The 24,115-nt window shown below is 46.5% G+C and carries 23 protein-coding genes; 22 read left to right on the top strand and 1 reads right to left on the bottom strand.

What is annotated here, in order from left to right:
* The first annotated feature begins 5 nt into the window (after nt 1–5).
* From mraY to J2T20_RS04340, 20 genes are all read left to right on the top strand, one after another.
* Nucleotides 6–971, top strand: a complete 966-nt coding sequence (gene mraY / locus J2T20_RS04435; protein WP_307585969.1) for a phospho-N-acetylmuramoyl-pentapeptide-transferase — start codon at nt 6–8, stop codon at nt 969–971.
* Between the two features lie 4 nt (nt 972–975).
* Nucleotides 976–2,397, top strand: coding sequence for a UDP-N-acetylmuramoyl-L-alanine--D-glutamate ligase (gene murD / locus J2T20_RS04430; RefSeq protein ID WP_307585968.1), 1,422 nt, complete (start codon nt 976–978; stop codon nt 2,395–2,397).
* A 49-nt stretch (nt 2,398–2,446) separates the two neighbouring features.
* On the top strand, nt 2,447–3,544 hold the full coding sequence (gene spoVE, locus J2T20_RS04425) for a stage V sporulation protein E (protein WP_307585967.1): 1,098 nt from the start codon (nt 2,447–2,449) through the stop codon (nt 3,542–3,544).
* 4 nt (nt 3,545–3,548) lie between these two features.
* Entirely contained in the window at nt 3,549–4,661 is a 1,113-nt protein-coding gene (gene murG / locus J2T20_RS04420; protein ID WP_307585966.1) for an undecaprenyldiphospho-muramoylpentapeptide beta-N-acetylglucosaminyltransferase, read from the top strand.
* A gap of 221 nt (nt 4,662–4,882) precedes the next feature.
* Nucleotides 4,883–6,163, top strand: coding sequence for a UDP-N-acetylglucosamine 1-carboxyvinyltransferase (murA, locus tag J2T20_RS04415; protein WP_307585964.1), 1,281 nt, complete (start codon nt 4,883–4,885; stop codon nt 6,161–6,163).
* 125 nt (nt 6,164–6,288) lie between these two features.
* Nucleotides 6,289–7,044, top strand: coding sequence for a cell division protein FtsQ/DivIB (locus tag J2T20_RS04410; RefSeq protein WP_307585962.1), 756 nt, complete (start codon nt 6,289–6,291; stop codon nt 7,042–7,044).
* Between the two features lie 268 nt (nt 7,045–7,312).
* A complete protein-coding gene (gene ftsA / locus J2T20_RS04405; RefSeq protein WP_307585960.1) occupies nt 7,313–8,581 on the top strand; it encodes a cell division protein FtsA in 1,269 nt (422 codons plus the stop codon).
* Between the two features lie 61 nt (nt 8,582–8,642).
* Nucleotides 8,643–9,761 carry a cell division protein FtsZ gene (ftsZ, locus tag J2T20_RS04400; RefSeq protein ID WP_307585958.1) on the top strand — a complete coding sequence of 373 codons (1,119 nt, stop codon included), beginning with the start codon at nt 8,643–8,645 and terminating at the stop codon, nt 9,759–9,761.
* A gap of 247 nt (nt 9,762–10,008) precedes the next feature.
* Entirely contained in the window at nt 10,009–10,953 is a 945-nt protein-coding gene (gene spoIIGA / locus J2T20_RS04395) for a sigma-E processing peptidase SpoIIGA (protein ID WP_307586266.1), read from the top strand.
* 315 nt (nt 10,954–11,268) lie between these two features.
* Nucleotides 11,269–11,991: an RNA polymerase sporulation sigma factor SigE gene (sigE, locus tag J2T20_RS04390; protein ID WP_307585956.1), complete on the top strand. Its 723-nt coding sequence runs from the start codon at nt 11,269–11,271 to the stop codon at nt 11,989–11,991.
* Nucleotides 11,992–12,069: 78 nt separating this feature from the next.
* Nucleotides 12,070–12,852, top strand: coding sequence for an RNA polymerase sporulation sigma factor SigG (gene sigG / locus J2T20_RS04385; RefSeq protein WP_307585955.1), 783 nt, complete (start codon nt 12,070–12,072; stop codon nt 12,850–12,852).
* Between the two features lie 188 nt (nt 12,853–13,040).
* A complete protein-coding gene (locus J2T20_RS04380; protein ID WP_036659188.1) occupies nt 13,041–13,352 on the top strand; it encodes a YlmC/YmxH family sporulation protein in 312 nt (103 codons plus the stop codon).
* A gap of 125 nt (nt 13,353–13,477) precedes the next feature.
* Nucleotides 13,478–14,329, top strand: a complete 852-nt coding sequence (gene pgeF, locus J2T20_RS04375) for a peptidoglycan editing factor PgeF (RefSeq protein ID WP_307585953.1) — start codon at nt 13,478–13,480, stop codon at nt 14,327–14,329.
* A 9-nt stretch (nt 14,330–14,338) separates the two neighbouring features.
* A complete protein-coding gene (locus J2T20_RS04370) occupies nt 14,339–15,031 on the top strand; it encodes a YggS family pyridoxal phosphate-dependent enzyme (protein ID WP_307586263.1) in 693 nt (230 codons plus the stop codon).
* Complete coding sequence (locus J2T20_RS04365; protein WP_307585951.1) at nt 15,031–15,480, top strand: cell division protein SepF; 450 nt, start codon at nt 15,031–15,033, stop codon at nt 15,478–15,480. Before J2T20_RS04370 ends, J2T20_RS04365 begins: the two co-directional genes overlap by 1 nt.
* A 7-nt stretch (nt 15,481–15,487) precedes the next feature.
* Entirely contained in the window at nt 15,488–15,757 is a 270-nt protein-coding gene (locus J2T20_RS04360; protein WP_307585949.1) for a YggT family protein, read from the top strand.
* Nucleotides 15,758–15,761: 4 nt separating this feature from the next.
* Nucleotides 15,762–16,544 (top strand): YlmH family RNA-binding protein, encoded by a 783-nt coding sequence (locus J2T20_RS04355; RefSeq protein WP_307585947.1) that lies wholly within the window; start codon nt 15,762–15,764, stop codon nt 16,542–16,544.
* Between the two features lie 158 nt (nt 16,545–16,702).
* Nucleotides 16,703–17,200, top strand: a complete 498-nt coding sequence (locus tag J2T20_RS04350) for a DivIVA domain-containing protein (RefSeq protein ID WP_307585946.1) — start codon at nt 16,703–16,705, stop codon at nt 17,198–17,200.
* A gap of 689 nt (nt 17,201–17,889) precedes the next feature.
* Nucleotides 17,890–20,982: an isoleucine--tRNA ligase gene (gene ileS, locus J2T20_RS04345; protein WP_307586261.1), complete on the top strand. Its 3,093-nt coding sequence runs from the start codon at nt 17,890–17,892 to the stop codon at nt 20,980–20,982.
* A gap of 347 nt (nt 20,983–21,329) precedes the next feature.
* Complete coding sequence (locus J2T20_RS04340) at nt 21,330–21,632, top strand: DUF5665 domain-containing protein (RefSeq protein WP_373457757.1); 303 nt, start codon at nt 21,330–21,332, stop codon at nt 21,630–21,632.
* A gap of 21 nt (nt 21,633–21,653) precedes the next feature.
* Here J2T20_RS04340 and J2T20_RS04335 read toward each other — a convergent pair whose 3' ends face one another.
* On the bottom strand, nt 21,654–22,385 hold the full coding sequence (locus tag J2T20_RS04335) for a TraR/DksA C4-type zinc finger protein (RefSeq protein ID WP_307585944.1): 732 nt from the start codon (nt 22,383–22,385) through the stop codon (nt 21,654–21,656).
* Nucleotides 22,386–22,631: 246 nt separating this feature from the next.
* Here J2T20_RS04335 and lspA point away from each other — a divergent pair, with 246 nt between their 5' ends.
* Both lspA and J2T20_RS04325 read left to right on the top strand, forming a co-directional pair.
* The gene (gene lspA, locus J2T20_RS04330; protein ID WP_307586257.1) at nt 22,632–23,138 is read left to right on the top strand and encodes a signal peptidase II; all 507 of its coding nucleotides are present in this window, start codon (nt 22,632–22,634) and stop codon (nt 23,136–23,138) included.
* Nucleotides 23,131–24,102 carry an RluA family pseudouridine synthase gene (locus tag J2T20_RS04325; protein ID WP_307585942.1) on the top strand — a complete coding sequence of 324 codons (972 nt, stop codon included), beginning with the start codon at nt 23,131–23,133 and terminating at the stop codon, nt 24,100–24,102. The genes lspA and J2T20_RS04325 overlap by 8 nt, the downstream gene beginning before the upstream one ends.
* Nucleotides 24,103–24,115 lie beyond the last annotated feature (13 nt).

Below are 24,115 nucleotides of genomic sequence, written 5' to 3'. Positions count from 1 at the left end.
AACCCATGGATTATCAACTTTTGCTGTTAACTATCGCTGTGTCCTTTATCCTTGCGGTCATTGCCGCTCCGCTATTCATTCCTTTGCTCCGCAGAATGAAGTTCGGACAGCAGGTACGCGATGACGGACCCCAAACCCATTTGAAGAAAGCGGGAACGCCAACGATGGGCGGTATCGTGATTATCGTGGCTTTCACATTGTCGTATTTGAAATTTTCTGTCGTAAATACGGACTTTTATGTACTGTTGGTAGCTACGTTGGGTTACGGTTTAATTGGATTTTTGGATGATTATATCAAAATAGTGTTCAAACGCTCGCTTGGCCTTACGCCTCGCCAGAAATTATTTGGTCAATTATTAGTAGGAGCTATACTATGTGCACTTCTGATTTCTGCCGGGCATAATACAGCGATCAATATCCCGGGTACTTCATTCAGCTTTGACTGGTCAGGATGGTTCTATTATCCGTTCATCGTAATTATGTTGATGGCCATAACGAATGCAGTCAATTTTACTGATGGGCTAGACGGATTATTGTCAGGTGTGAGTGCTATTGCCTTGGCTGCCTTTGCGGTAGTTGCGATGCAGGCGACTTCGATAGCAGCGGGAGTATGCGCGGCTGCCATGATCGGAGCAGTTCTGGGTTTTCTCGTATTTAACGCTTATCCTGCCAAGGTATTCATGGGTGATACCGGCTCGTTCGGTATTGGCGGTGCCATAGGTGCTATTGCTATTGTGACTAAGAGCGAGCTGCTTTTTCTGGTCATAGGCGGTGTCTTTGTGGTTGAAATGCTGTCCGTTGTTCTGCAGGTGGTCTCCTTTAAGACCCGTGGCAAGCGCATATTTAAAATGAGCCCGATTCACCACCACTTTGAGCTTAGCGGTTGGTCCGAATGGCGGGTCGTTATTTCTTTCTGGGCCGTCAGCCTGGTGCTGGCCGGTTTGGGACTATATATTAGCAAGGGGTTGTAGTGAAATGAAACATCCAGATATGTATCGCGGCCAGGAGGTCGTCGTTCTCGGACTTGCCAAGAGCGGCGTACAGGTTGCGAAGGTGCTGCATGAGCGTGGTGCGATAGTCACAGTCAATGATAAAAAGGAAAGAGACCAAAGTCCCGAAGCATCCGAATTGGAGGCTTTGGGAATTTCTGTTATATGCGGGGGTCATCCGGAGGGGCTGATTCATGGGGGGGTAGCTCTTATTGTTAAAAACCCGGGTATCCCTTATTCCGTACCCCCTGTTCAACAAGCCATCCAGCTAGGTATTGAAATAGTGACGGAGGTAGAGGTGGCTTACCGCCTCTGTGTAGCCCCAATGATCGGCATTACCGGTTCCAACGGGAAGACGACTACGACGACCTGGGTAGGTCATATGCTTGATGCTGCGGGAATGAATCCCATTGTAGCCGGGAATATAGGAACACCGCTTTGTCAGGCCGCACAGGAGGCTACCGAGGCGAACTGGATGGTAGTCGAGCTAAGCAGCTTTCAACTGAAGGGAACGGAGACTTTCCGGCCTAAGGTCGGCTGCTTGTTGAATATTGCCGAGACGCATTTAGATTATCATGGCAGTATGGAGGATTATATCGAATCTAAGGTAAAGCTGTTTGCGAATCAACTAGAGAGTGATACAGCGGTCCTAAACTGGGATGACCCTTTTTGCCGCGAGCTTGTTCCTTATTTAAAAGGGAGTCTTCTCCCCTTCTCAATGACTGAAGAGCTGGTCGAAGGTGTCTATGTCAGTCCTGCTTTTATACCGGATCATGAGGACAACTTGAAGCGTACAATTATCTATAGGGATGCTGATGGACAGAAGATCTTAATCGCGGATGTGGATTCTATTGGGCTCCCAGGACGCTTCAATATTGAAAATGCACTTGCTGCCTGCGCTATTGCTATTGCAGCCGGGGCTGATCCTAATAAGCTTGCTGATGTTTTATCCTCCTTTCGTGGCGTTGAACACCGGCTGGAGTATGTAATGATTAAAGGCGGCGCCACCTATTACAACAATTCTAAGGCGACGAATTCCAAAGCAACAACTATGGCTTTAACCTCCTTTCGTAAGCCAGTTGTATTAATTGCAGGTGGCTTGGACCGTGGTTCTGACTATATGGAGCTGCTGCCTGTCCTAAGCGGCAGAGTCAAAGCCCTGGTGGCTCTGGGAGAAACAAAGGACAAGCTGGCAAGTGTAGCCGAAATGGCAGGATTAAAGCACATTGTAACCGTCGATAATGGGGATAGCGCCGCCGCCGTGCTGCAAGCTGCCGTTCGGGAGGCTTCCGCTTTAGCGGAAGAAGGAGATGTTGTTCTCCTGTCTCCCGCATGTGCCAGTTGGGACATGTTTACATCCTATGAGGAGCGCGGGCGTATTTTTAAAGAGGCGGTGCATAACCTTTAAGTAGGGGGGCGGATAAGCCCCTACTACGGATGCAAGAGGTGTGCTCCTGATGAATAAATCTCGTCCTGCGCCGGATCTTTGGCTGCTGATTCCTATTCTATCTTTGCTGGCTATAGGTATGGTGATGGTTTACAGCGCCGGATCCGTTCTGGGCTTTCGCAATTATGGAGATTCATTTTATTTTGTTAAAAGGCAGCTTCTGTTCGCTGGGCTCGGATTGGTTGCTATGCTTATCACAACCAATACGGATTATCGTGTGTGGAAGGGCTTCGCCAAAACAGGGCTGATCCTATGTTTTATCCTGTTGATCCTGGTTCTTATTCCGGGTATTGGCGTGGTCCGTGGGGGTGCCCGCAGTTGGCTCGGGATCAGTTCCTTCGGGATTCAGCCATCTGAGTTCATGAAAATGGGGATGATTCTGTTCCTGGCCAATTGGTTGGGCCAAGAGGATTATGATATCTCCTCCTTCACACGCGGACTCCTGCCGCCGCTCGCACTGATCGGTTCGGCATTTGGTCTGATTATGCTTCAGCCTGATTTGGGTACAGGCACGGTCATGATGGGGGCAGCCTTGATGATGGTCTATACGGCGGGAGCAAAAATCAAGCATTTACTGTCATTGGGTGTTGCTGGAGTTGCCGGCTTTATCGTATTGATCGCTACCGCACCCTACCGACTACAGCGGATAACAGCCTTTCTTGATCCATGGTCTGACCCGCTAGGTGCAGGTTATCAGATTATTCAGTCGCTGTATGCTATCGGTCCAGGTGGTCTGGGCGGGCTTGGACTTGGAATGAGCCGTCAGAAGTACAGCTATGTTCCCGAGCCGCAGACTGATTTTATTTTTTCGATACTGGCCGAGGAGCTGGGTTTTATCGGGGGGCTGGCGGTGTTGGCTCTGTTTCTAATCATCGTCTGGCGCGGAATGAAAGTAGCTATGAGTCTACCAGACCGCTTTGGGAGCTACTTAGCCGTAGGCATCGTTTGTATGGTGGCAGTTCAGGTTGTTATCAACATCGGTGTGGTTATCGGCATGATGCCTGTAACGGGCATTACACTCCCTCTCATTAGCTATGGCGGCTCATCACTGACACTGATGCTAACTGCACTTGGAATTTTATTGAACTTATCCCGTTATGTGAGGTGAAAATATGCGTATCGTATTAAGCGGCGGAGGCACGGGGGGACATATTTATCCTGCGGTCGCAGTAGCAAGACAACTGGAAGCCGAGGAGAAGCATACAGAAATTTTGTACATCGGTGGAACCAGAGGTCTTGAGAGTAAGCTGGTCCCCCAAGAAAAGATTCCTTTTAAAGCTATCGACATTACTGGTTTTAGACGTAAATTGTCCTTGGACAATGTAAAGACGATTGTTCGTTTTCTAAAAGGCGTCAAATCCTCAAAAGAAATGCTGAGGGAGTTTAAACCCGATGTAGTTATTGGAACCGGGGGTTATGTATGCGGTCCGGTTGTATATGCGGCTTCCAAGCTGGGAATTCCTACCTTGATTCATGAACAGAATGCCATACCGGGATTGACTAATAAGTTTTTAAGCCGATATGCCGATACAGTAGCTGTAAGTTTTGCAGGAACGGAGTCCTCCTTCCCGGGAAGTAAACGAGTGATCTACACGGGGAATCCGCGTGCAACTACAGTCACCAAAGCCAACCCTCAACGGGGTTATGCTTCCCTAGGGATCTCTGAAGGCAGCACCGTGGTTCTGGTAGTAGGCGGAAGCCGGGGCGCCAAAGCGATTAATAATGCCATGATTGAAATGGCTCCTTTTGTGGGTAAGGGTAATGGAGTTCATTATGTATATGTTACTGGAGAGCCGTATTTTGAAGAGACCCGTAAGGTATTGCGTCAAAAATTGGGCGGATTACCCAATGGGCTGCATGTACTTCCTTATATCCATAATATGCCGGAGGTTCTGGCCTGCACTTCTTTGATCGTAAATCGAGCGGGGGCATCATTTCTCGCTGAGATTACAGCACTAGGGATACCTTCCATATTAATTCCTTCCCCTAACGTAACGAATAACCACCAGGAAGCCAATGCGAGACAGCTGGAAGGCGAGGGTGCCGCAGTTGTTATATTGGAAAAGGATCTATCGGGGAAGGCTTTACACGGCGCTATTCAAAGCATTATTGGTGATGAAAACCTGCGTCAAAGGATGTCTCAAAGCTCACTTCGGCTCGGGAAGCGGGATTCTGCCGGCGTGATTACGAATGAACTTCGAAGGCTTATCAGCAATAAAAAGTAGCTTCCCATGTAGAGGGTACTTTTATGGGTAGTTCATAATAGGCTATGGCTGTCACACACCCGAGGGTTTTGACATAGGATAATCCTATAATCGTGACAATCACCCAGAGCACTTCTGGTATTGAATGGGCTGAACAGGCGGCATTTCCTTATGGACCCCGGCCCTGCTCCTGATACCGTAAGTGTATGTGGTGGGTGAGCGGTAAACTCGGGGGTGATACATTGGACAAATTGGTGATTGAGGGTGGAAACCCCTTGTCAGGCACCATTCGCATCCATGGAGCAAAAAATGCGGCGTTGCCGATTTTAGCGGCAAGCCTGCTGGCCGAAGGAGTTCACTCACTGCACAACGTGCCGAAGCTGCTGGATATCCAGACCATGCTGGAAATCTTGGAACGACTGGGCTGCAGAGGGGTGCATGAGGAGGAGACAGTGACGATTGATACGTCGCTCGTGAGTACATCCCATGTTCCTGAGGATCTAATGCGACAGATGAGATCTTCTATCTTTTTGATGGGACCTCTGTTATCCAGATTTGGCGAGGTAACGATTTACCAGCCCGGTGGCTGTGCGATCGGAGAACGCAAAATCGATCTTCATCTACAGGGCTTGCTGGCGTTGGGTGCAGAGGTTGTAGAAAGCAACGGCCGAGTATTCTGTAGGGCTGAACGACTGACAGGCAATGATATTCATCTAGACTATCCTAGTGTAGGCGCGACAGAGAATATTATGATGGCAGCTGCCAAAGCAGATGGGACCACAACGATAACTGGTGCCGCTAGAGAACCCGAGATTCAGGACCTGCAGAATTTTTTGAACAAAATGGGAGCCCATATCATGGGGGCAGGGACGGACACTATTACCATTCAAGGGGTGGAAAAGCTATACCCTTGTATCTATGAGGTTATTCCTGACCGGATTGTGGCCGGCACTGTGATGATTGCGGCGGCAGCTACCCGAGGTTCCGTTACTTTAACAAGAACAAACGCCGGACACTTATCTTCACTGATTCATGTGCTGAGGCGTGCCGGTGTTCAAATCACAGTGTGCAATGATATAATTAATATCAGCTGTCTGGGGCGGCCAAAGGCCGTAGAGAGAGTTATAACCTCTCCATACCCTTCGTTTCCTACCGATTTACAGTCTCAGATTATGGTTTTGCTATCGCTTGCCGATGGTTTTAGTGTGATTAAGGAGACGGTATTCGAAGGACGATTCAAGCATGTGGAGGAGATGGCCCGTATGGGTGCGGATATTTCCATAGATTTGAATCGTGCGTTTATTCGCGGCGTGCAAAGACTGTATGGTGCCACCGTAGAGGCTACGGATTTGCGTGCCGGAGCAGCACTTGTCATCGCTGGACTCGCCGCCCAAGGTACAACGGTAGTGGAGCAAGCGCATCATATCGATCGGGGTTATGATGGTATCGAGAAGCTGTTTCAGAAGTTGGGCGCCCGTATTACTCGCAAAGTACCTGCACCGGGTCCCTTTGAAAAAATATAAAATTAAAGTTTATTCCGATTCTGTCCGAATAAGTATTGTGGAGCCGTTTCTTACTGGCTAATTAATGATCCTGTCTTCTTACTGAATCCAAGGAGGAGACAGGGCCTTCTTACGGAGATATGAGAATGTCAAATACGCGTCTTCCTCTTCTAAAAGAGGACAAGCCCAAGAAAAAAAAGAGCCGTAAGCTAACGGTTATATTACTGCTACTCTTCATTGCGCTGTTAGCGGTGATCTTTTTCCGCTCGTCTGTCAGCCGCATTACGGAGATTACCTTTGAAGGCAGTAAATACTCTACGTCAAAGGAGCTGCTTACCCAAAGCGGACTCAAAGTTGGAGGGCAGTTTTTTGCGGTCTCCAAGGAATCGGTAAAAAAGTCGATGATGGAATTAAAGACCATCCAGACAGCTACGGTGGTGAGGGATTTTCCAGGACTGATAAAGGTTCATATAGAAGAATTCCCCGCCGTCGCTTACGAATTGGATCGTCAGGGAAGCTTGAAGGCTATTTTGTCCAGCGGTGCCGCAGTGCCTATTAATGAGACCGGTATTACAGTGGAGAAGCCTATATTGACCAACTGGAATGCCTCGGACCCTTATAAGACGAAGCTGTGCCAGGCCCTGGGCAATATTCCCAACGAGTTAACGAGTGATATATCAGAAATTGTACCTTCACCTACACTTTCGTTTCCTGATCGAATCAAGATGTATACCCGTTCTCACTTTGAGGTCATTACAGCTATTTCATTGCTTAAAGGTAAAATTGAATATTTGAACCAGGTGATCGAGACGGAGCAGCCAGGCCTAATTAAAATGCTAGAAGCGGATTCATATGTTCCATTCTATACTGAAAATGATGATATTGAAGACATACAAGAGTAAATAGTCCCTACTAATACGGGCAAAAAAATGCTACAATCGGTTTTATGGGCAATAAATTCACACCCCTTTTTTCCATGCGATTAGTTCATTATTAAATACTAACGAGAAACAGTTAACACTAGAAGATTAAGCAACATTCTTCCAGTTAAAAAATTTGTTGAAAAAAGAGGGAAAGCATTCCGTATGTTGAATATGTACAAAGACGTTTCCCGTTTCAGGGAAAGAAATCATCTATTTATTATGATAAAAACAGGAGGTGCCATAGGACTTGAGCAACAATGACATCATTGTTAGTTTGGACATCGGTACATCCAAAGTTCGTGCAATTATTGGGGAAGTTACCAATGGAACCTTTAATATTATTGGCGTTGGATCTGCTAATTCCGAAGGAATACGTAAAGGCGCGATTGTAGATATCGATCAAACTGTACAGTCTATCAAGAGTGCTGTAGAACATGCAGAGCAGATGGTCGGTATTCAAATATCCGAGGTCTATGTGGGCATTTCCGGCAATCACATCGGTCTTCAATCCAGCCACGGTGTTGTGGCCGTTCAGAATGAGGATCGTGAAATTGGCCAAGAGGATATCGAGCGCGTCATTAAGGCTGCGGAAGTGATCGCATTGCCGCCAGAACGCGAAGTTATCGATGTTGTAGCTAAGCAATATATTGTCGATGGTCTTGAAGGTATTCAAGACCCGCGGGGCATGATTGGTGTTCGCCTGGAAGTTGAGGCTACAATCATTACCGGTGCTAAGACGCCAATACATAACCTATTACGCTGTGTTGAGAAATCAGGATTAAAGGTTAAGGATCTTGTACTGATGTCTCTTGGAGCAGGCGGGTTGGCGCTTTCCAAAGATGAAAAATCAATGGGCGCTGTCCTCGTGGATATAGGTGCAGGTTCAACAACGATTGCTGTATATCAAGAAGGTTCCCTAACTGCAACCTCTACGATTCCGATCGGAGGAGAATTTGTTACCAATGATATTGCTTACGGACTTCGGACATTAACCGATCAGGCAGAGAAGGTTAAGCTGAAGTATGGCTGTTCCTGGATCGATGATGCGGCTTCTGACGTTACCTTCAAGGTAGTTCGAATCGGCAGTAACGTCGAGAAGGAGTTCAATCAAGAGGATTTGGCGGCAATTATTGAACCTCGTGTTCAAGAAATTTTCCATCTGATTTCTCAAGAAGTGAAGCGGCTTGGTTACACGGACCTTCCCGGAGGGTATATATTAACGGGTGGTACTGTCTCCATGCCAGGAGTACTAAAGGCTGCTCAGTCGGAGCTGTCCTCATCCGTTCGTATTGCTGTTCCAGATTATATCGGTGTCCGGGACCCTGGTTTTACCGGTGGGGTCGGCATTCTGCATAACGTGGTCCGCAGTTTCCGTGGACGAGGTAACGTTGTCAGTGGCAATAGCAATAAGAAGCCGGTTAATCGGAGCAAACAAAACTCTGCACCAAGTCAGGGAGCTGTCCGGAAGCCGGGATTGGTAGATCGTATAAAGGATATTTTCAGTGATTTCATATAAGTGAAAGTCCAGATAGACTTGGACTGGCCATCCAAGCACATTGAGGGGGAGATGGAATAATATGTTAGAATTCGATTTTGAAATGGAGAGCTTGGCGCAAATTAAAGTCATCGGCGTCGGCGGCGGAGGAAGTAATGCCGTCAACCGGATGATTGAGAACGGCGTTCAGGGCGTAGAGTTCATTACGGTAAATACAGATGCCCAAGCGCTGCATATGGCCAAATCGGAGCATAAGCTGCAAATAGGGGATAAACTAACCCGTGGATTGGGTGCAGGAGCTAATCCTGAGGTTGGTAAGAAGGCGGCTGAAGAATCCCGTGATTTAATTTCGAATACCCTTAAAGGTGCAGATATGGTTTTTGTAACAGCCGGTATGGGTGGCGGAACAGGAACAGGTGCAGCACCGGTCATCGCTGAAATTGCTAGAGAATGCGGGGCACTGACGGTAGGTGTTGTAACTCGTCCGTTTACTTTTGAAGGTAGAAAGCGTTCCAACCAGGCTGAACTGGGTATTGAGGCATTGAAAGAGAAAGTAGATACATTAATCGTAATCCCCAACGACCGTTTGCTGGAGATTGTAGATAAGAAGACTCCAATGCTGGAAGCATTCCGTGAAGCGGACAATGTACTGCGTCAAGCCGTACAAGGTATTTCAGATCTGATTGCAGTTCCTGGTCTAATCAACCTTGACTTTGCGGATGTGAAGACCATCATGACAGAGCGGGGTTCCGCGCTGATGGGAATCGGTATTGCAGCCGGTGAGAACCGTGCTTCTGAAGCTGCCCGTAAAGCAATTATGAGCCCGCTATTGGAAACCTCCATAGAAGGCGCGCGCGGTGTTATTATGAATATTACAGGCGGCTCCAATCTCTCCCTGTACGAAGTGAACGAAGCTGCCGAAATTGTTACCTCTGCTTCCGACCCTGACGTGAACATGATCTTTGGTGCGATTATCGAGGAATCAATGAAGGATGAAATTAAGGTAACTGTTATTGCAACCGGCTTTGACCATAAACCGTCTCCGTCCGCTGCACAGGTACGTCGTCCGGCGAATGCTCCGAATGAGCCTGCCGCTGCCGATAAGAATGCAAACCTTCGTCCATTCGGCAATCAGACCAGTGCTGATCAGCTCGATATCCCGACCTTCCTGCGTAACCGTACACGCGGCAATAATGATTAATAATTAATAGTTAAGCTAGACTATTAGTCTATAAAGCACCGTGAATTTCTTAGTATTTACTAAGGGATCACGGTGCTTTTTTTTGTGAATATAAAAAACTACCGAAAACTCGACAAAAAAACCGCTGGAATGCCCCTAGGTTTAGACAGACTTTGAATACGAGACTTTCTATACTAATCATATCGTCCAAAAAAGAAAGTTTACTCTATGCTTCGGGTTACACTTCCGCTTTAGGCAGGTGAATGTCCTGGTAGTTTATATTGACTTGATATTTGCCGCCAATCTACTGATCGACGGAATTCTGTTGTGGCTTACCGGTTGGATGTTAAAGCTTAGGATGCCTTGGTGGCGCTTATGCCTTTCGGCTCTGGTTGGTGCGCTCTACGTAGTAATGATGTTTGTACCGGATTTGTCCTTCCTTTACACCTTCGTGATCAAATTTGGTCTATCGGTGTTTATGCTATGGATTGCATTCGGCTTTGTTAGCTTGCAAAGCTACCTCCGAACTATGGGAGCGTTTTATATGATTAACTTTGCAGCAGCAGGCGGGATTCTGGGCATTCACTATTTGCTGCAAAGCTCGGGTGATATTTGGAATGGAATCATGTTCACTGCTGCAGGAGGTTATGCTTACCGGATAAAAATTGGCTTTTGGTTTATTCTCGCAATCCTGCCTCTAGTTCTGATCTGCTTCAAAATGGTGAATTCCTCCCGTGTAAAGAGGGAGAGGCTTGAGACTTACATCGGAGAGGTGGAAGTAGAAATCGGCGGGGTGAGTGTGGTTTGCTCCGGGCTACTCGATACTGGGAATCGGCTATATGATCCTTTAACTCGTATACCTGTAATGGTAATGGAGGCTTCTCTATGGGATGGACATCTTCCGGCTACTTGGAAAGGTAGGCTGACTCAGGACGGGGCGGACAGACTGTTGCTAGAAACGGACGGGCAGTCCTTTGCATGGCAGGACAGGTTACGGCTTGTGCCTTACCGTGGCGTTAACCGCGGAGCTTCATTTATGCTTGCATTGAAGCCCGACCTTGTAACGATAAAGCTAGGTGAAGATACCTTTTATAGCAAAAGAGTGCTAATTGGGCTGGATGGCGGAACTCTATCAGGAGATGGAGCATACCGGGCTATAATCCATCCTGATTTAACCCAAACGGAGAGTAAAGATGCGGTGATGACGTCATGATCTATATAAGCTGAACAAAAGAAAATAACAAAAAGCGAAAAGGAACGAAAGGGAAATTTGGAACTGTAGGAGCGAGAGCGACCGCCCGAAAGCTTTCCGTAGGAAAGCTAGCTTCGAAAGCATAAGCTGTATCCGGATTTCAACCGCTAAAAGCGGGTTAAATCAAAGAAAGTCTTACTACAACAGCGGCCGGAAGTCCAAATCTTCACGGTAGTGACGCCTGAGCCTTAAGTTAATATCTTAAGTTCATCTTATATAGCAAGAATATACTTCGGCATGAACTTAAGCGAACCAGCACTTCTTGAAGGAGGAACAATGATGGTCAAATGGAAAATTGCAATGCAATTGCAATATTACCGAATGCTTTTCCTGCTGGGTTTGAAAAGCCAGGAAATTTATTATATTGGCGGGAGTGAGGCCTTACCTCCCCCTTTGACGCGTGAAGAAGAGGAGTACCTGCTGCAGCGGCTATCAAGCGGTGATGCAGCGGTTCGGGCGATGCTGATTGAACGTAATTTGCGGCTTGTGGTTTACATTGCCCGTAAATTTGAGAATACGGGAATTAATATTGAGGATCTGGTTTCCATAGGAGCTATAGGTCTGATAAAGGCTGTTAATACCTTCGATCCTGAGAAAAAAATCAAGCTGGCCACCTACGCCTCCCGCTGTATCGAGAACGAGATTTTAATGTACCTGCGGCGTAACAGCAAGACGCGAAGTGAAGTTTCTTTTGATGAACCGCTAAATATTGATTGGGACGGCAATGAATTATTGCTCTCGGATGTACTGGGTACGGAGAATGATACGATCTATCGAAATATTGAGGAACAGGTGGATCGAAAACTGCTGCAAAAGGCGCTGGAAAAGCTGAGCGAACGGGAACGATTAATTATGGAGCTTCGTTTCGGACTGCGCGGCGGGGAAGAAAAAACACAAAAGGATGTAGCAGATCTGCTTGGAATTTCCCAATCCTACATCTCAAGACTGGAGAAAAGAATAATCAAGCGGCTGCGCAAGGAGTTCAACAAGATGGTGTAAAGAGAAATCGGCAAGGAATAAAATGGCCCCCCCGGGAGATAATGTACAGTAATGTTTCTCCTTGGGAGGTAAATCATCATGACCCGAAATAAAGTCGAGATTTGCGGTGTGGACACATCCAAACTACCCGTTCTGACGAATGTGGAAATGCGGTTGTTATTCACTTCACTGCAGCAGCAGGGCGAACGATCCGCCCGAGAGAAATTGGTTAATGGCAACCTGAGACTTGTACTAAGCGTAATCCAACGATTTAACAATCGCGGTGAGTTCGTAGACGATTTGTTTCAGGTAGGTTGCATCGGGCTGATGAAAGCCATCGATAATTTTGATCTGGGGCAGAATGTTAAATTCTCCACATATGCAGTGCCGATGATCATAGGTGAAATTCGCCGTTATTTACGTGATAATAACCCGATTCGAGTCTCCAGGTCACTTCGGGATATTGCCTATAAGGCCCTTCAAGTGCGTGACAGCCTTACGAATCAGAATTCACGGGAACCGACATTGTTAGAAATATCAGAGGCCCTGGGCGTGCCTAAGGAAGATGTCGTTTTTGCTCTGGATGCGATTCAGGATCCGGTTTCCCTATTTGAGCCGATTTATCATGACGGCGGAGATCCGATCTATGTAATGGATCAAATTAGCGATGATAAGAATAAGGATGTCTCCTGGATCGAAGAAATTGCTTTGAGGGAAGCTATGCGTAAGCTGGGGCAAAGGGAAAAAAGAATTCTCTCCATGCGATTTTTCGAAGGGAAAACCCAAATGGAGGTTGCCGATGAGATCGGTATTTCCCAGGCACAGGTCTCACGTCTTGAGAAGTCAGCCATTCAGCAGATGCAGAAGTATGTGAAATCTTAAGAACATTCCAAAGTGATAAACCCTAAGGTGATCCCCTAAAAAGGATCGCCTTTTCTTGTTCAAAATGTTATTTCTGAATTGAGGTAAAAATGACATGTTGCCAAGCTTTATCATCATATATTTATTAATACGTCTGAAGATACAGAGGTGGCGAAGTGAGTCAGGAATCCTTAGCGGCAGGCAAAAAAATGAAAATATCCGATTTTCAGACTAAAGACGTCATTAACATTGTAGATGGTAAACGTCTGGGACAGATCAGCGACCTGGAACTGGATTTAAGAAAGGGCGTCATTGAGGCCATTGTGGTGCCTGGTTATACCCGATTTATGGGACTGTTTGGCGGCGGGTCAGACCTCATTATTCCTTGGAGAAACATTGTTAAAATCGGCTCCGATGTGGTGCTGGTGAAAATGGAAGAGCTGCGGAATCCATATCAGGAGGAGCAGCGGGAGACGGTTTATCTCGAACGTGTTGATCGTAACGAAAGGCGCACTTATTAGCCTGTGCGCCTTTTTTTGCATGATTAACCCTTCTTCAAGCTTACGGGTTGCCAGCAGAGGGTAATATTTAATAAAGGATTTAGGGCCGAGTTCTTCTTGTGGTACACTGAATCAGAGGTGAGAATATGGAACCGTTTGTGTTGGAGAATGGGTCACCGCGCCTGTTCCGTCTAAAACCATGGCATCAGGAGCATGCAGTGATAACTGCCGGATTTACAAGCAGGCAGGGAGGGGCCGGCAAGGCGCCTTATGAAAGTCTCAATTGTGCTTTTCATGTGGGTGATGATCCGCAGGATGTTATAAGCAACCGTAGAACTCTTGCTGAGAGCCTCGGCTTCCAACTGAAAGACTGGACTTGCGGGGAACAGACTCATGGAGTAAATATTGCTGTAGTCGATCACAAGGATCGCGGGCGTGGAAGCCGGGACAGAACCTCGGCCTTTTCAGATACGGATGGGTTGATCACCAATGTACCAGGTGTGATGCTGACTTCTTTTTATGCAGATTGTGTACCGTTATACTTCTATGACCCGGTTCGTGCGGCAGTAGGGTTGGCTCATGCAGGCTGGAAAGGCACTGTGGCGGAAATCGCTGCTGTAATGGTGAGGAAAATGAGCGAGGCATACGGAAGCTGTGCGGAGGATATTTTAGCGTCAATAGGACCTTCAATCGGAGATTGCTGTTATGAAGTCAATGATCAGGTCATGAAGCACGTTCACCTGCTGGAGGATTCCTCGGGTGGGAAAGCTCCTTTTTCGGGAAGTGTATATAGACAATCCGGAGCAAATGGTGACAAAAGCATGCTTAACTTGAAAGAATTGAACCAACGCATTATGATAAAAGCAGGAATATTGCCGACTCATATCGAATGTACCACTTGGTGTACAAGCTGTAATCCTGATTTATTTTTTTCCTATCGTAAGGAAAACGGTGTTACAGGAAGAATGACGAGCTGGATCGGAATAAAGGAGAGTTGAATTTTGGCCTTGACGTTGCAGGAGAGAATAGCCGGAGTTAATGAGCGCATACAGCAAGCCTGTAAGGCAAGTGGCCGGAATCCAAGTGATGTCCATGTGATTGCGGTTACGAAATATGTATCTTTGAATATGGTTGCCTCTGTACTTGAAGCCTCTATGGAGCATATCGGTGAAAGCCGCTGGCAGGATGCTGAGAGCAAATGGGAAGCACTCGGAGATCAAGGGATTTGGCATTTTATCGGGCATTTACAGACTAACAAGGTCAGGGACGTTATCGGCAAATTTCAATATATACATTCTTTGGACCGGCTCTCTCTGGCGCAGGAGCTGCAAAGGAAAGCAAAGACGGCAGGGATTGACGTTAACGTGTTTCTTCAAGTAAACATTTCGGGCGAAGACAGCAAATATGGTCTGACACCGGAAGAAGTTCCTGACTTTTTGCGGAGTATCTCAGATTTGGACCATGTAAAAGTAATTGGGCTTATGACAATGGCTCCTTTTGAGGAAGATCCAGAGCTTACCCGTCCTGTATTTCGGGGTTTACGTGAGTTAAGAGATGAATTGAATCAACAAGCACTAACACCTCAGCCGATACTTGAACTGTCTATGGGAATGTCAAATGATTTTGAAGTGGCTATAGAAGAAGGATCCACCTGGGTTCGCCTGGGCACGGTATTAGTAGGCCATGAGGAGGGATCGTGATGGGTGTGATGAACCGGTTTATGAACTTTTTGGGTTTACAGGAGGAAGAAGAAATTATAGAACGGGAACAAATTTCTTCCCGTGATGAGGAAGATTTTGAACCTGTGCCTGTAGAAACCCGCAAAAACCAACGTGCTGGCAATGTAGTCAGTATTCATTCGCAAAAAAATGTGAAGGTTGTACTGTATGAGCCCCGTTCGTATGATGAGGCTCAGGAAATTGCCGACCATCTCCGTTCGCACCGGACGGTTGTCATCAATTTGCAGCGTGTACGCAATGACCAAGCGATGAAAATTATTGATTTTATTAGTGGTACCGTATATGCCCTTGGTGGAGGAATCTCCAAAATTGGGGGCAATATATTTATGTGCACACCGGATACAGTTGAAATTCAGGGCTCCATTACTGAAATCCTGGGTGACGAACAAGATTATAATAGAATGAGGTGAACGGGTTTTGACCCAAATCGAGTCGATTATTGATATACTGTTCAATATTTATTTCTTCATGATTATTTTTTATGTGCTGATGTCCTGGTTGCCTAATGTGCGTGATAGTTTTATCGGGGAGCTGTTAAGCAAGCTGGTAGAACCGTATTTGGCACCTTTTCGCAAAATTATACCTCCCCTTTTCGGAACACTTGATATTTCGCCTTTCATCGCATTAATTGTGCTGGAGTTTGCTGCAGGCGGATTAAAGTCAATTCTGAGATACTTTATAGGCTAATAGGATGAAGAATGAAGTCTATGGCCACTTTCACCCGGATGAACGGCAATTTGTGGACAGGGCCTGGGAATGGGTTAGCCATGCTGGTGAGTATCATGAGGTCAAGCTGACCGACTTTTTAGATCCGCGGCAGGGCTATATTCTGCAAAGCCTGGTTAACCGTCATCCCGACGTTATCGTCAGATGGGAAGGCGGAGATCAGGATGCGGAGCGGCGGCGGGCGATCATCGCACCAGATTATCGTGATTTGAATGCTGAGGATATGCAGATGAAGGTGCTGGCGATTACTCCTATCGAACAAAAGTTTCAGGCTTTGGAACATAGCGACTATATGGGCTCCATTCTAGGGCTTGGCATCAAAAGAAGTAAAATTGGCGATATTCGTGTGGTCGAGAACGGTTGCCATGCCGTCGTCACATCGGATATCGCTGATTATCTGGCTATCCACTTGAATGGAGTCCATCGGGTATCTGTGAGTACGGAGATATTGCCGCTTTCTGCCCTCCGCAGTATGGAAGTCAAGCTTGAAATGATGGACTTTACGGTTGCCTCTTTACGGTTAGATGGTATTGCTGCAGATGTATGCCGCCTGAGCCGGAGCAAAATTCTTGTCCCGATTAAGGGTGGGCGAGTACGGGTGAATTGGAAGGTGGAAGAAGACCCTTCCTTTGCACTTAAGGAAGGCGATATGGTTTCTGTACAAGGCTTTGGTCGATTCAAGGTAATGGAGATAGGCGGGTTGACCAAAAAGGGACGATATCATGTTCAGGTTGGTAAATTTGTATAGTCACCTTGCAGGAATTCGAGTTTAATTGTCGAAATTCATTATCTCAAGGCAGCAAACATTTCAGCAGCCGGACGCCGATAATTGTATAGAGGCAGGCTTGGGGATGCTCTGATTGATAGTGCATGAAGAGGTCCGAAATTCTAGGAGGTGCATACAGCATGCCATTAACACCGCTCGATATACATAACAAGGAATTCGCCCGGCGATTCCGAGGTTATGATGAGGATGAGGTCAACGAATTTTTGGATCAGGTGATCAAGGATTACGAAATCGTCATCCGTGAGAATAAGGAGCTGCACAATCAGCTTTTATCTATTCAAGAGCGTTTAGATCATTTTGTGCATATTGAAGAAACACTTTCCAAGACGATCATTGTTGCTCAAGAAGCGGCCGATGAGGTGAAAAGCAATGCGAAGAAGGAGTCTCAGCTTATCATCAAGGAATCGGAGAAAAATGCCGACCGGATTATAAATGAGGCACTGTCCAAATCCCGGAAGGTTTCGATAGAAACGGAGGAGCTGCGTAAGCAAGCTTCTATCTACCGGACTCGTTTTCGGACACTTCTTGAAGCTCAGCTGGAGCTTCTCTCCCAGGATGATTGGGATGCATTGGACAGCCGCGGTGAAATTCGTGAGGTCCGTGAAGGCGTTATCTAGCCTTTGAGGCTGCATCGTATACAATCGTGATTTATCCCATGTTGAGCTATGAAATGGAGTTTAATTGCACTTTGTGCAACTAAACTCCATTTTTTCATAGGAGAAACTCATATAAGTGTACTTTCTACAACTATTTGGCACTTATTAGACAAAACAAGCTGCTTCTCAGTCATTTAGGTGTATTTAGTGCAACTAAATCATTACAAACCAGGGATAACCAATAGATAGCTGTATGGAATACAACTATTTAAGCCTCCTTTGCAAGTTGGGGGCGTAATCCCACTAATTGCCTCTAATATTGACATTTGGAGTCAAAGAGGCTATAACTAGAACATATCTGTACAATGTTCATATGTATTCGATGAAGGGACCAGTACGTCAAGGTTACGTTCCCCAGAGAGTCGGTGATTGCTGAGAGCCGATGTTCAGACCCTGAAGGAAGATCTTCCCCTAGAAGCCTAGCTGAAGCGTTCATTCGTGCGTAAGCCAAGCCGTCTGCCGGACGTTACACCGGATCCGTGCTAGATCTTTAGGCGCGGAACTGAGATCGTGCTGATTGCTGTTTCCTGTATGGAAACACCGTAAGCACTGAATTAGGGTGGTATCGCGAGCATCGTCTCGCCCCTTTGGGGGTGGAGAGATGCTCTTTTTTGTTTTCAGTGAAATATTATTTGAAAGGATTGACCACCATGCAAAAGGTAGATATCAAGGAAAAAGCGCGGGCAAGAGATGTCCGTATATTGAAGAAATGGAGCGACGAGAATACATTCCGCAGATCGATGGAGAACCGTGAGGGACGTCCGAACTATGTATTCTATGAGGGACCCCCAACCGCTAATGGTGCTCCGCATATCGGGCACGTGCTCGGACGGGTAATCAAGGATTTCATCGGACGATACCAGACAATGAAGGGGTACCGTGTTATTCGTAAAGCGGGCTGGGATACACATGGTCTCCCGGTAGAGTTGGGTGTTGAGAAACAGCTGGGTATTTCAGGCAAGCAACAAATTGAAGAGTATGGCGTCGAGAAATTTATCCAAAAGTGTAAAGCCAGCGTATTTGGTTACGAGAAGCAGTGGCGTGAATTTACGGAAGCTATTGGTTACTGGACAGATTTGGATAACCCATACGTAACTTTGGAGAATACCTATATCGAGAGCGTGTGGAACATCTTGGCTACCGTTCATGAGAAGGGCCTTTTGTACCGCGGCCACCGTGTAAGTCCTTATTGCCCGAGCTGTCAGACTACCCTTAGCTCGCATGAAGTAGCGCAAGGCTACAAAACGGTTAAGGATCTCAGTGCAACGGCAAAGTTCAAACTGAATGACAGCGGAGACTATGTTCTAGCTTGGACTACCACTCCATGGACACTTCCTGCGCATATGGCTTTGGCAATGAACCCCGATATGGATTATGTGCGGGTGCAACAGGAAGATGGCGTGTATATCCTGGCCAAGAATCTGGTGGAAGAGGTCGTGAAAGGCGAGCATACGCTCCTTTCTACTCATAAAGGTTCTGAGTTTATCGGCAAAACCTATGCCCCTCCTTTCGGATATATCCAAGCTGAGAAGAGCAATGTCATCGTAGGTGCTTCCTTTGTAACTGATGCCAGCGGTACAGGGATTGTACATATGGCTCCGGCGCATGGAGAGGATGACTATAAGTCTTGCCGCGAGAACGGCATCAGCTTCGTCAACGTTGTGGATACCTCAGGTAAATACACGGACATCGTGACTGATTTTGCTGGACGTTTTGTGAAGGATTGCGATTTGGATATCATTAAGATGCTTTCGGAAAAAGGCCTGCTGTATGGTAAAGAGAAATATGAGCATAGTTACCCGTTCTGCTGGCGTTGTGATACACCGCTTCTGTACTACGCAACAGACAGTTGGTTCATCAATACGACAGCGATCAAGGATCAGCTTATCGCTAACAACAACAGTGTGAATTGGTACCCTGGACACGTTCGTGAAGGTCGCTTCGGCAAATTCCTGGATGAGCTGGTAGACTGGAATATCAGCCGTAACCGTTACTGGGGAACTCCGCTGAATGTATGGGTTTGCCAAGATACAGGTAAGGAATTTGCACCCCACAGTATTGCTGAATTGAGAGCAATGGCTACTACTGACGTACCAGAGGATATTGAACTTCATAAGCCATATGTGGATAACATCCAGCTGCGCAGCCCATTCAGCGAAGGCGGAGTGATGGTACGAACTTCAGAGGTTATTGACGTGTGGTTCGACAGCGGCTCGATGCCTTTTGCGCAAAGCCACTATCCGTTTGAGAATGAGGATAAGCTAAATGATCAATATCCGGCCGATATGATCTGCGAAGGAATTGACCAGACACGCGGCTGGTTCTACAGCTTGCTTGCCGTTTCAACTTTGTTCAAGGGCGTAGCTCCTTACAAAGCTGTTATTGCGACCGGACATATCCTGGATGAGAATGGTCAAAAAATGTCCAAATCCAAGGGCAATGTTATTGACCCGTGGGAAATCATGAATGAATACGGTACGGATGCATTCCGTTGGGCAATTTTGTCCGATAGTGCACCATGGAATAATAAACGTTTCTCCCGCAGTTTGGTGGGCGAGACGAAATCCAAGGTTGTAGATACCCTTGTCAACACACATGCCTTTTTGACGCTTTATGCCGGCATTGATGGTTATGATCCGGCTGAGCATCCGTTTAAGGTGTCGGAGCATAAGCTGGACCGTTGGATTCTGTCCCGTCTGAACAGCTTGATTCTTGTGGTCGAAAAAGGGTTAGCAGTAAATGACTTCGTGAACTCATCCAAAGCCATCGAGAATTTCGTGGATGAGCTGAGTAACTGGTATATCCGCCGTTCGCGTGACCGTTTCTGGGGAAGCGGACTGAGCGAGGATAAGCTCGATGCTTACCGTACTCTTACACGAGTATTATTGACTACTGCTACATTGATGGCTCCGTTCACACCTATGCTGTCTGAGGACATCTTCACTAACCTGGGTGGCGGAGAGAGTGTACACTTGGCCGATTATCCGGTCGCAGACGAAAGCCTGATTGACAAGAACCTGGAGCAGGATATGGAAAGTGCGAGAGCGATTGTGGAGCTGGCGCGTAATGTCCGCAACGAAACAGGCATTAAGACACGCCAGCCGTTGTCAGAGCTTATCGTTTCCTTGGATCACACCTTCGACGCTGCAGGCTACGGGGATATCGTTAAGGACGAAATCAACATCAAGAACTTAGTACTGGAGACCAGTGATAGCGGGTTCGTCGATTTCACACTGAAGTTGAACCTTAAAGTAGCCGGTAAAAAATACGGTAAAAACGTTGGGTTTATCCAAAGCTTCCTTAAAGGACTGGATAGCGACTCCACCCGTAAAACCGTACAGGATGGCGTTATCACAATCGCTACACCGGAAGGTGAAGAACTGCAAATTACGGCTGAGGAATTGCTTGTAGAGAAGCAGGCCAAGCCAGGATTTGCTTCGGCATCCGGTTATGGAATTACGGTAGCTCTTAACACCGAGATTACACCTGCTCTTGAACAAGAGGGATGGGTACGCGAAATCGTACGGGCTGTGCAGGATTATCGTAAACGTCTGGATCTGCCGATTGATAAACGAATTGCCTTGACGTTAAATGTAGACGATGAGCTGAAGGCGGCAGTAACTGCTTTTGAGGACGTATTACGTGATAATGTACTTGTTACCACTATTGAATTTGGCGGGGACTATACTTTCGAGACTGTGGATGCCAGCGGCAAATCGATAGGTATTTATATCAACGCATAAATTTGCATTACTTGTCTGGAAACGGCATATACTAGCGGCACAAGTATAAACAGAGGTGTTTTCTGTTTATGCGGGAAATATAGCCTCTTTATATTTCGGCGCAAAATAACGAGCTCCGTGCTTCAGGAGAGTACCTTGAACTCCTGAGCCGGGCTCGTTTACTTTGTGGCGCTACAGGGGCGGGGAAGGGGCCGTATGCCGTGGCTGGTCGGAATGGAAATAGTGATAGCCCAGGAGCGAAGAGTAGAATTTCTGTAAAAACCTCTGGAGAAGCCGTGAAACCCGAGAAAGAACAGGGAATCTTAATACCCGAAACCGGGATTAAGGATCAATCTGATCTGGGAAATATACCTCTCGAGGAGAAAATAAATACATTGTACCGTCTTACAAACGGGTTCGCGCAGCAGATGGAGAAATCACGGATCGCAGAGTATACGGAACTGCTAAATTCCCCCTGGCGCCTGATTTGGCTGAATATATTTTCAGGAGCTGCTCGCGGTTTGGGGATTGCGCTGGGCTTTACCTTTTTTGCGGCAACCATCATTTATGTTCTTCAGGTACTGGGGGCACTGAATCTGCCGATCATTGGTGATTATATTGCGGATATTGTTCGTATTGTTCAGCACCAACTGGAACTTAAGACTTTTTAATGGAAGAAGGAGCAGCATAGGCTACTCCTGTTCTTCTATTTTATTGGGTTCCAGAAGGAAACTGCCTTCTCCACTCTCCAAGTAATGCTCATAACTAGGACCACGGATAATGGTGACATTATTCCCAGTAATATCAGTGGCGACAAAGTTCTCCCAAGGCTCTACCCAGCCATTAGGTTCACCGGGCTCAATTTCCATTTCATTATAAGAATCAATGTTGTTTCCTTCAGCCATGGCGGGAGAATCCGAGTTCCCCCAGCTTTCAACAATTTGCCAGGCGTCTTCACCGTCGAAACCATTATAATCGTCTCGGTCGTCAAGGCTGGAACGTCCAAAGGGACGCATAAGAAACTCTTCTTCTACCGGACGTTGGATAGGCTTCTCTTGACGAGGATTATGCTCTTTAGAGTAGCATGTATAGGGTACTGCGACCAAACGTTCATATGGAATGGGTTGACCGCTCACAAGACAAATTCCATAAGTCCCCTCATCCATGGAAGCTAGCGCCAATTTAATATCCACTAACTCATGTTCATCTCTTTCCAAGAGTGAAATGTCCATAGAACGATGATAAAGGTCTGTAGCGACGTCTCCGGGATGGTTGTCGATTTCCGAAAGCTCGCCTGACGAATAACGCATAGAGTTATCAAGGTCGTAATGATCGTTCTCCTTAATTCTGTTCTCGATATCTTTTTGCATCTCTTCAAGGTTCGCCCGAAGCTCTGAGAGCTGCTCTGAGGTTAGATGATTCATAATGAGACAGGCCCCTTTCTGTGGATATATATGAATTAGCGGGTTCAAAATTTAAGTTCCGGTTTAGCTCTTCGTTAGGTTGACCATATAAAGGTTATTTTAGCTATGGAAAATAGTATCGAAATTACCCATTCATGGAGCGGCCCCCAATAGACGTGTTCTTAAGGGCTGTGCTACAATATACGAGTCTTTATACAGTATTTGACCGCAAAATGCGGGAAAAATAAGAACGGAGTGACAACTTCTGTGGTGTACTATCTGATTGCTGTTATTGTCTTTTTGATTGACCAGGGAACGAAGTATCTAATTGCTACACGATTGGAGCTTCAGGAACAAATATCGGTCATCGGCAACTTCTTTTTAATTACCTCTCATCGTAATCGCGGCGCGGCTTTTGGGATTCTAGAAGGCCAAAGATGGTTATTCTTCCTGGTTACTTTTGTTGTAGTTATTGGAATTGTTTGGTACTTGAATAAGGCTAGAAAGACACAAAAACTGCTGCCTACTGCACTTGGCTTAGTACTGGGTGGAGCGTTCGGCAACTTTTTGGATCGGCTTCTTTCGGGAGAGGTTGTTGATTTTCTGCAATTTAATTTCGGAAGTTATACGTTCCCTATTTTTAATGTGGCAGATTCCAGTATTGTCATAGGTGTTGCACTTATTATTTTGGATTCACTGCGTGATTTAAAGGGCGGCGGAGAAGAAGTTCTCGACGTTAAGGAAATAGAGGAAGTCAAAGAAGGGAATGAATAATTTGGACAAAGACGTCAATCATCCTAAGGCATCTGACTACGAAGAAGAGAAGGACGTCACGGAGTGGACCGTAACTGCAGAGCATGCCCGCGAGCGGGTCGATAAATATATAACAGAGTCTTGGGAGGGCAATATTTCACGATCCCAGGTACAGCTATGGATCAATGATGGACATGTTAATGTCAATGGGGCTCCGGTCAAGGCCAATCATAAGCTTTTGGAAGGGGAAGTAGTTACAGTTGTGGTTCCAGAAACGGAAGTTACGGATCTGGTAGCTGAGAATATTCCGCTCGAAGTTGTATACGAAGACAGTGATGTGATTGTTATTAATAAAAAGCGCGGCATGGTCGTGCATCCGGCTGTAGGTCATCCTTCAGGCACTTTAGTGAATGCTTTGATGTATCACTGCAAGGATCTTTCGGGAATTAACGGAGAGATTCGTCCGGGGATTGTGCATAGAATTGATAAAGATACTTCCGGGCTCATCATGGCCGCCAAAAATGACGCCAGTCATGCCTCCCTCTCTGCCCAGCTTAAGGAGCATAGTGTAACACGCCGATATATTGCGATTGTTCAGGGTAATATTACTCATGACAAAGGCACAGTGGACGCACCTATCGGCAGGGATCCTCATGATCGTAAGCTGTATGTGGTTACACAGAAGAACAGTAAAAAATCCGTGACCCATTTTACGGTAATTGAACGCTTTGGAGATTGTACTTTGGTTGAGCTGCAATTGGAGACGGGACGTACCCATCAAATCCGTGTACATATGAAGTTTATCGGACATCCGCTCGCTGGAGATCCGATATATGGGCGCAGCAAAGGGACAACTATGACGGGTCAGGCCCTGCATGCAGCCGTCCTCGGATTTGTACATCCTTCTTCAGGAGAATATATGGAATTCAGTGCGCCGTTACCTGCTGACATGGAAGATCTGTTGTTCACCCTGCGCAGCAGATAAGTACAAATGAATT

Source organism: Paenibacillus wynnii, assembly GCF_030812855.1.
Taxonomy (GTDB): domain Bacteria; phylum Bacillota; class Bacilli; order Paenibacillales; family Paenibacillaceae; genus Paenibacillus_AQ; species Paenibacillus_AQ wynnii_A.
The sequence above is the reverse complement of the archived record's forward strand: the minus strand, read 5'-3'. Positions and strand labels throughout refer to the sequence as shown.

Bases quoted from the DNA above. Each gene is read 5' to 3' on its own strand.
- mraY (WP_307585969.1), top strand. From the start codon at position 6: ATGGATTATCAACTTTTGCTGTTAACTATCGCTGTGTCCTTTATCCTT.
- murD (WP_307585968.1), top strand. From the start codon at position 976: ATGAAACATCCAGATATGTATCGCGGCCAGGAGGTCGTCGTTCTCGGA.
- spoVE (WP_307585967.1), top strand. From the start codon at position 2,447: ATGAATAAATCTCGTCCTGCGCCGGATCTTTGGCTGCTGATTCCTATT.
- murG (WP_307585966.1), top strand. From the start codon at position 3,549: ATGCGTATCGTATTAAGCGGCGGAGGCACGGGGGGACATATTTATCCT.
- J2T20_RS04410 (WP_307585962.1), top strand. From the start codon at position 6,289: ATGTCAAATACGCGTCTTCCTCTTCTAAAAGAGGACAAGCCCAAGAAA.
- ftsZ (WP_307585958.1), top strand. From the start codon at position 8,643: ATGTTAGAATTCGATTTTGAAATGGAGAGCTTGGCGCAAATTAAAGTC.
- sigE (WP_307585956.1), top strand. From the start codon at position 11,269: ATGATGGTCAAATGGAAAATTGCAATGCAATTGCAATATTACCGAATG.
- sigG (WP_307585955.1), top strand. From the start codon at position 12,070: ATGACCCGAAATAAAGTCGAGATTTGCGGTGTGGACACATCCAAACTA.
- J2T20_RS04380 (WP_036659188.1), top strand. From the start codon at position 13,041: ATGAAAATATCCGATTTTCAGACTAAAGACGTCATTAACATTGTAGAT.
- pgeF (WP_307585953.1), top strand. From the start codon at position 13,478: ATGGAACCGTTTGTGTTGGAGAATGGGTCACCGCGCCTGTTCCGTCTA.
- J2T20_RS04365 (WP_307585951.1), top strand. From the start codon at position 15,031: ATGGGTGTGATGAACCGGTTTATGAACTTTTTGGGTTTACAGGAGGAA.
- J2T20_RS04355 (WP_307585947.1), top strand. From the start codon at position 15,762: ATGAAGAATGAAGTCTATGGCCACTTTCACCCGGATGAACGGCAATTT.
- J2T20_RS04350 (WP_307585946.1), top strand. From the start codon at position 16,703: ATGCCATTAACACCGCTCGATATACATAACAAGGAATTCGCCCGGCGA.
- ileS (WP_307586261.1), top strand. From the start codon at position 17,890: ATGCAAAAGGTAGATATCAAGGAAAAAGCGCGGGCAAGAGATGTCCGT.
- J2T20_RS04335 (WP_307585944.1), bottom strand. From the start codon at position 22,385: ATGAATCATCTAACCTCAGAGCAGCTCTCAGAGCTTCGGGCGAACCTT.
- J2T20_RS04325 (WP_307585942.1), top strand. From the start codon at position 23,131: ATGAATAATTTGGACAAAGACGTCAATCATCCTAAGGCATCTGACTAC.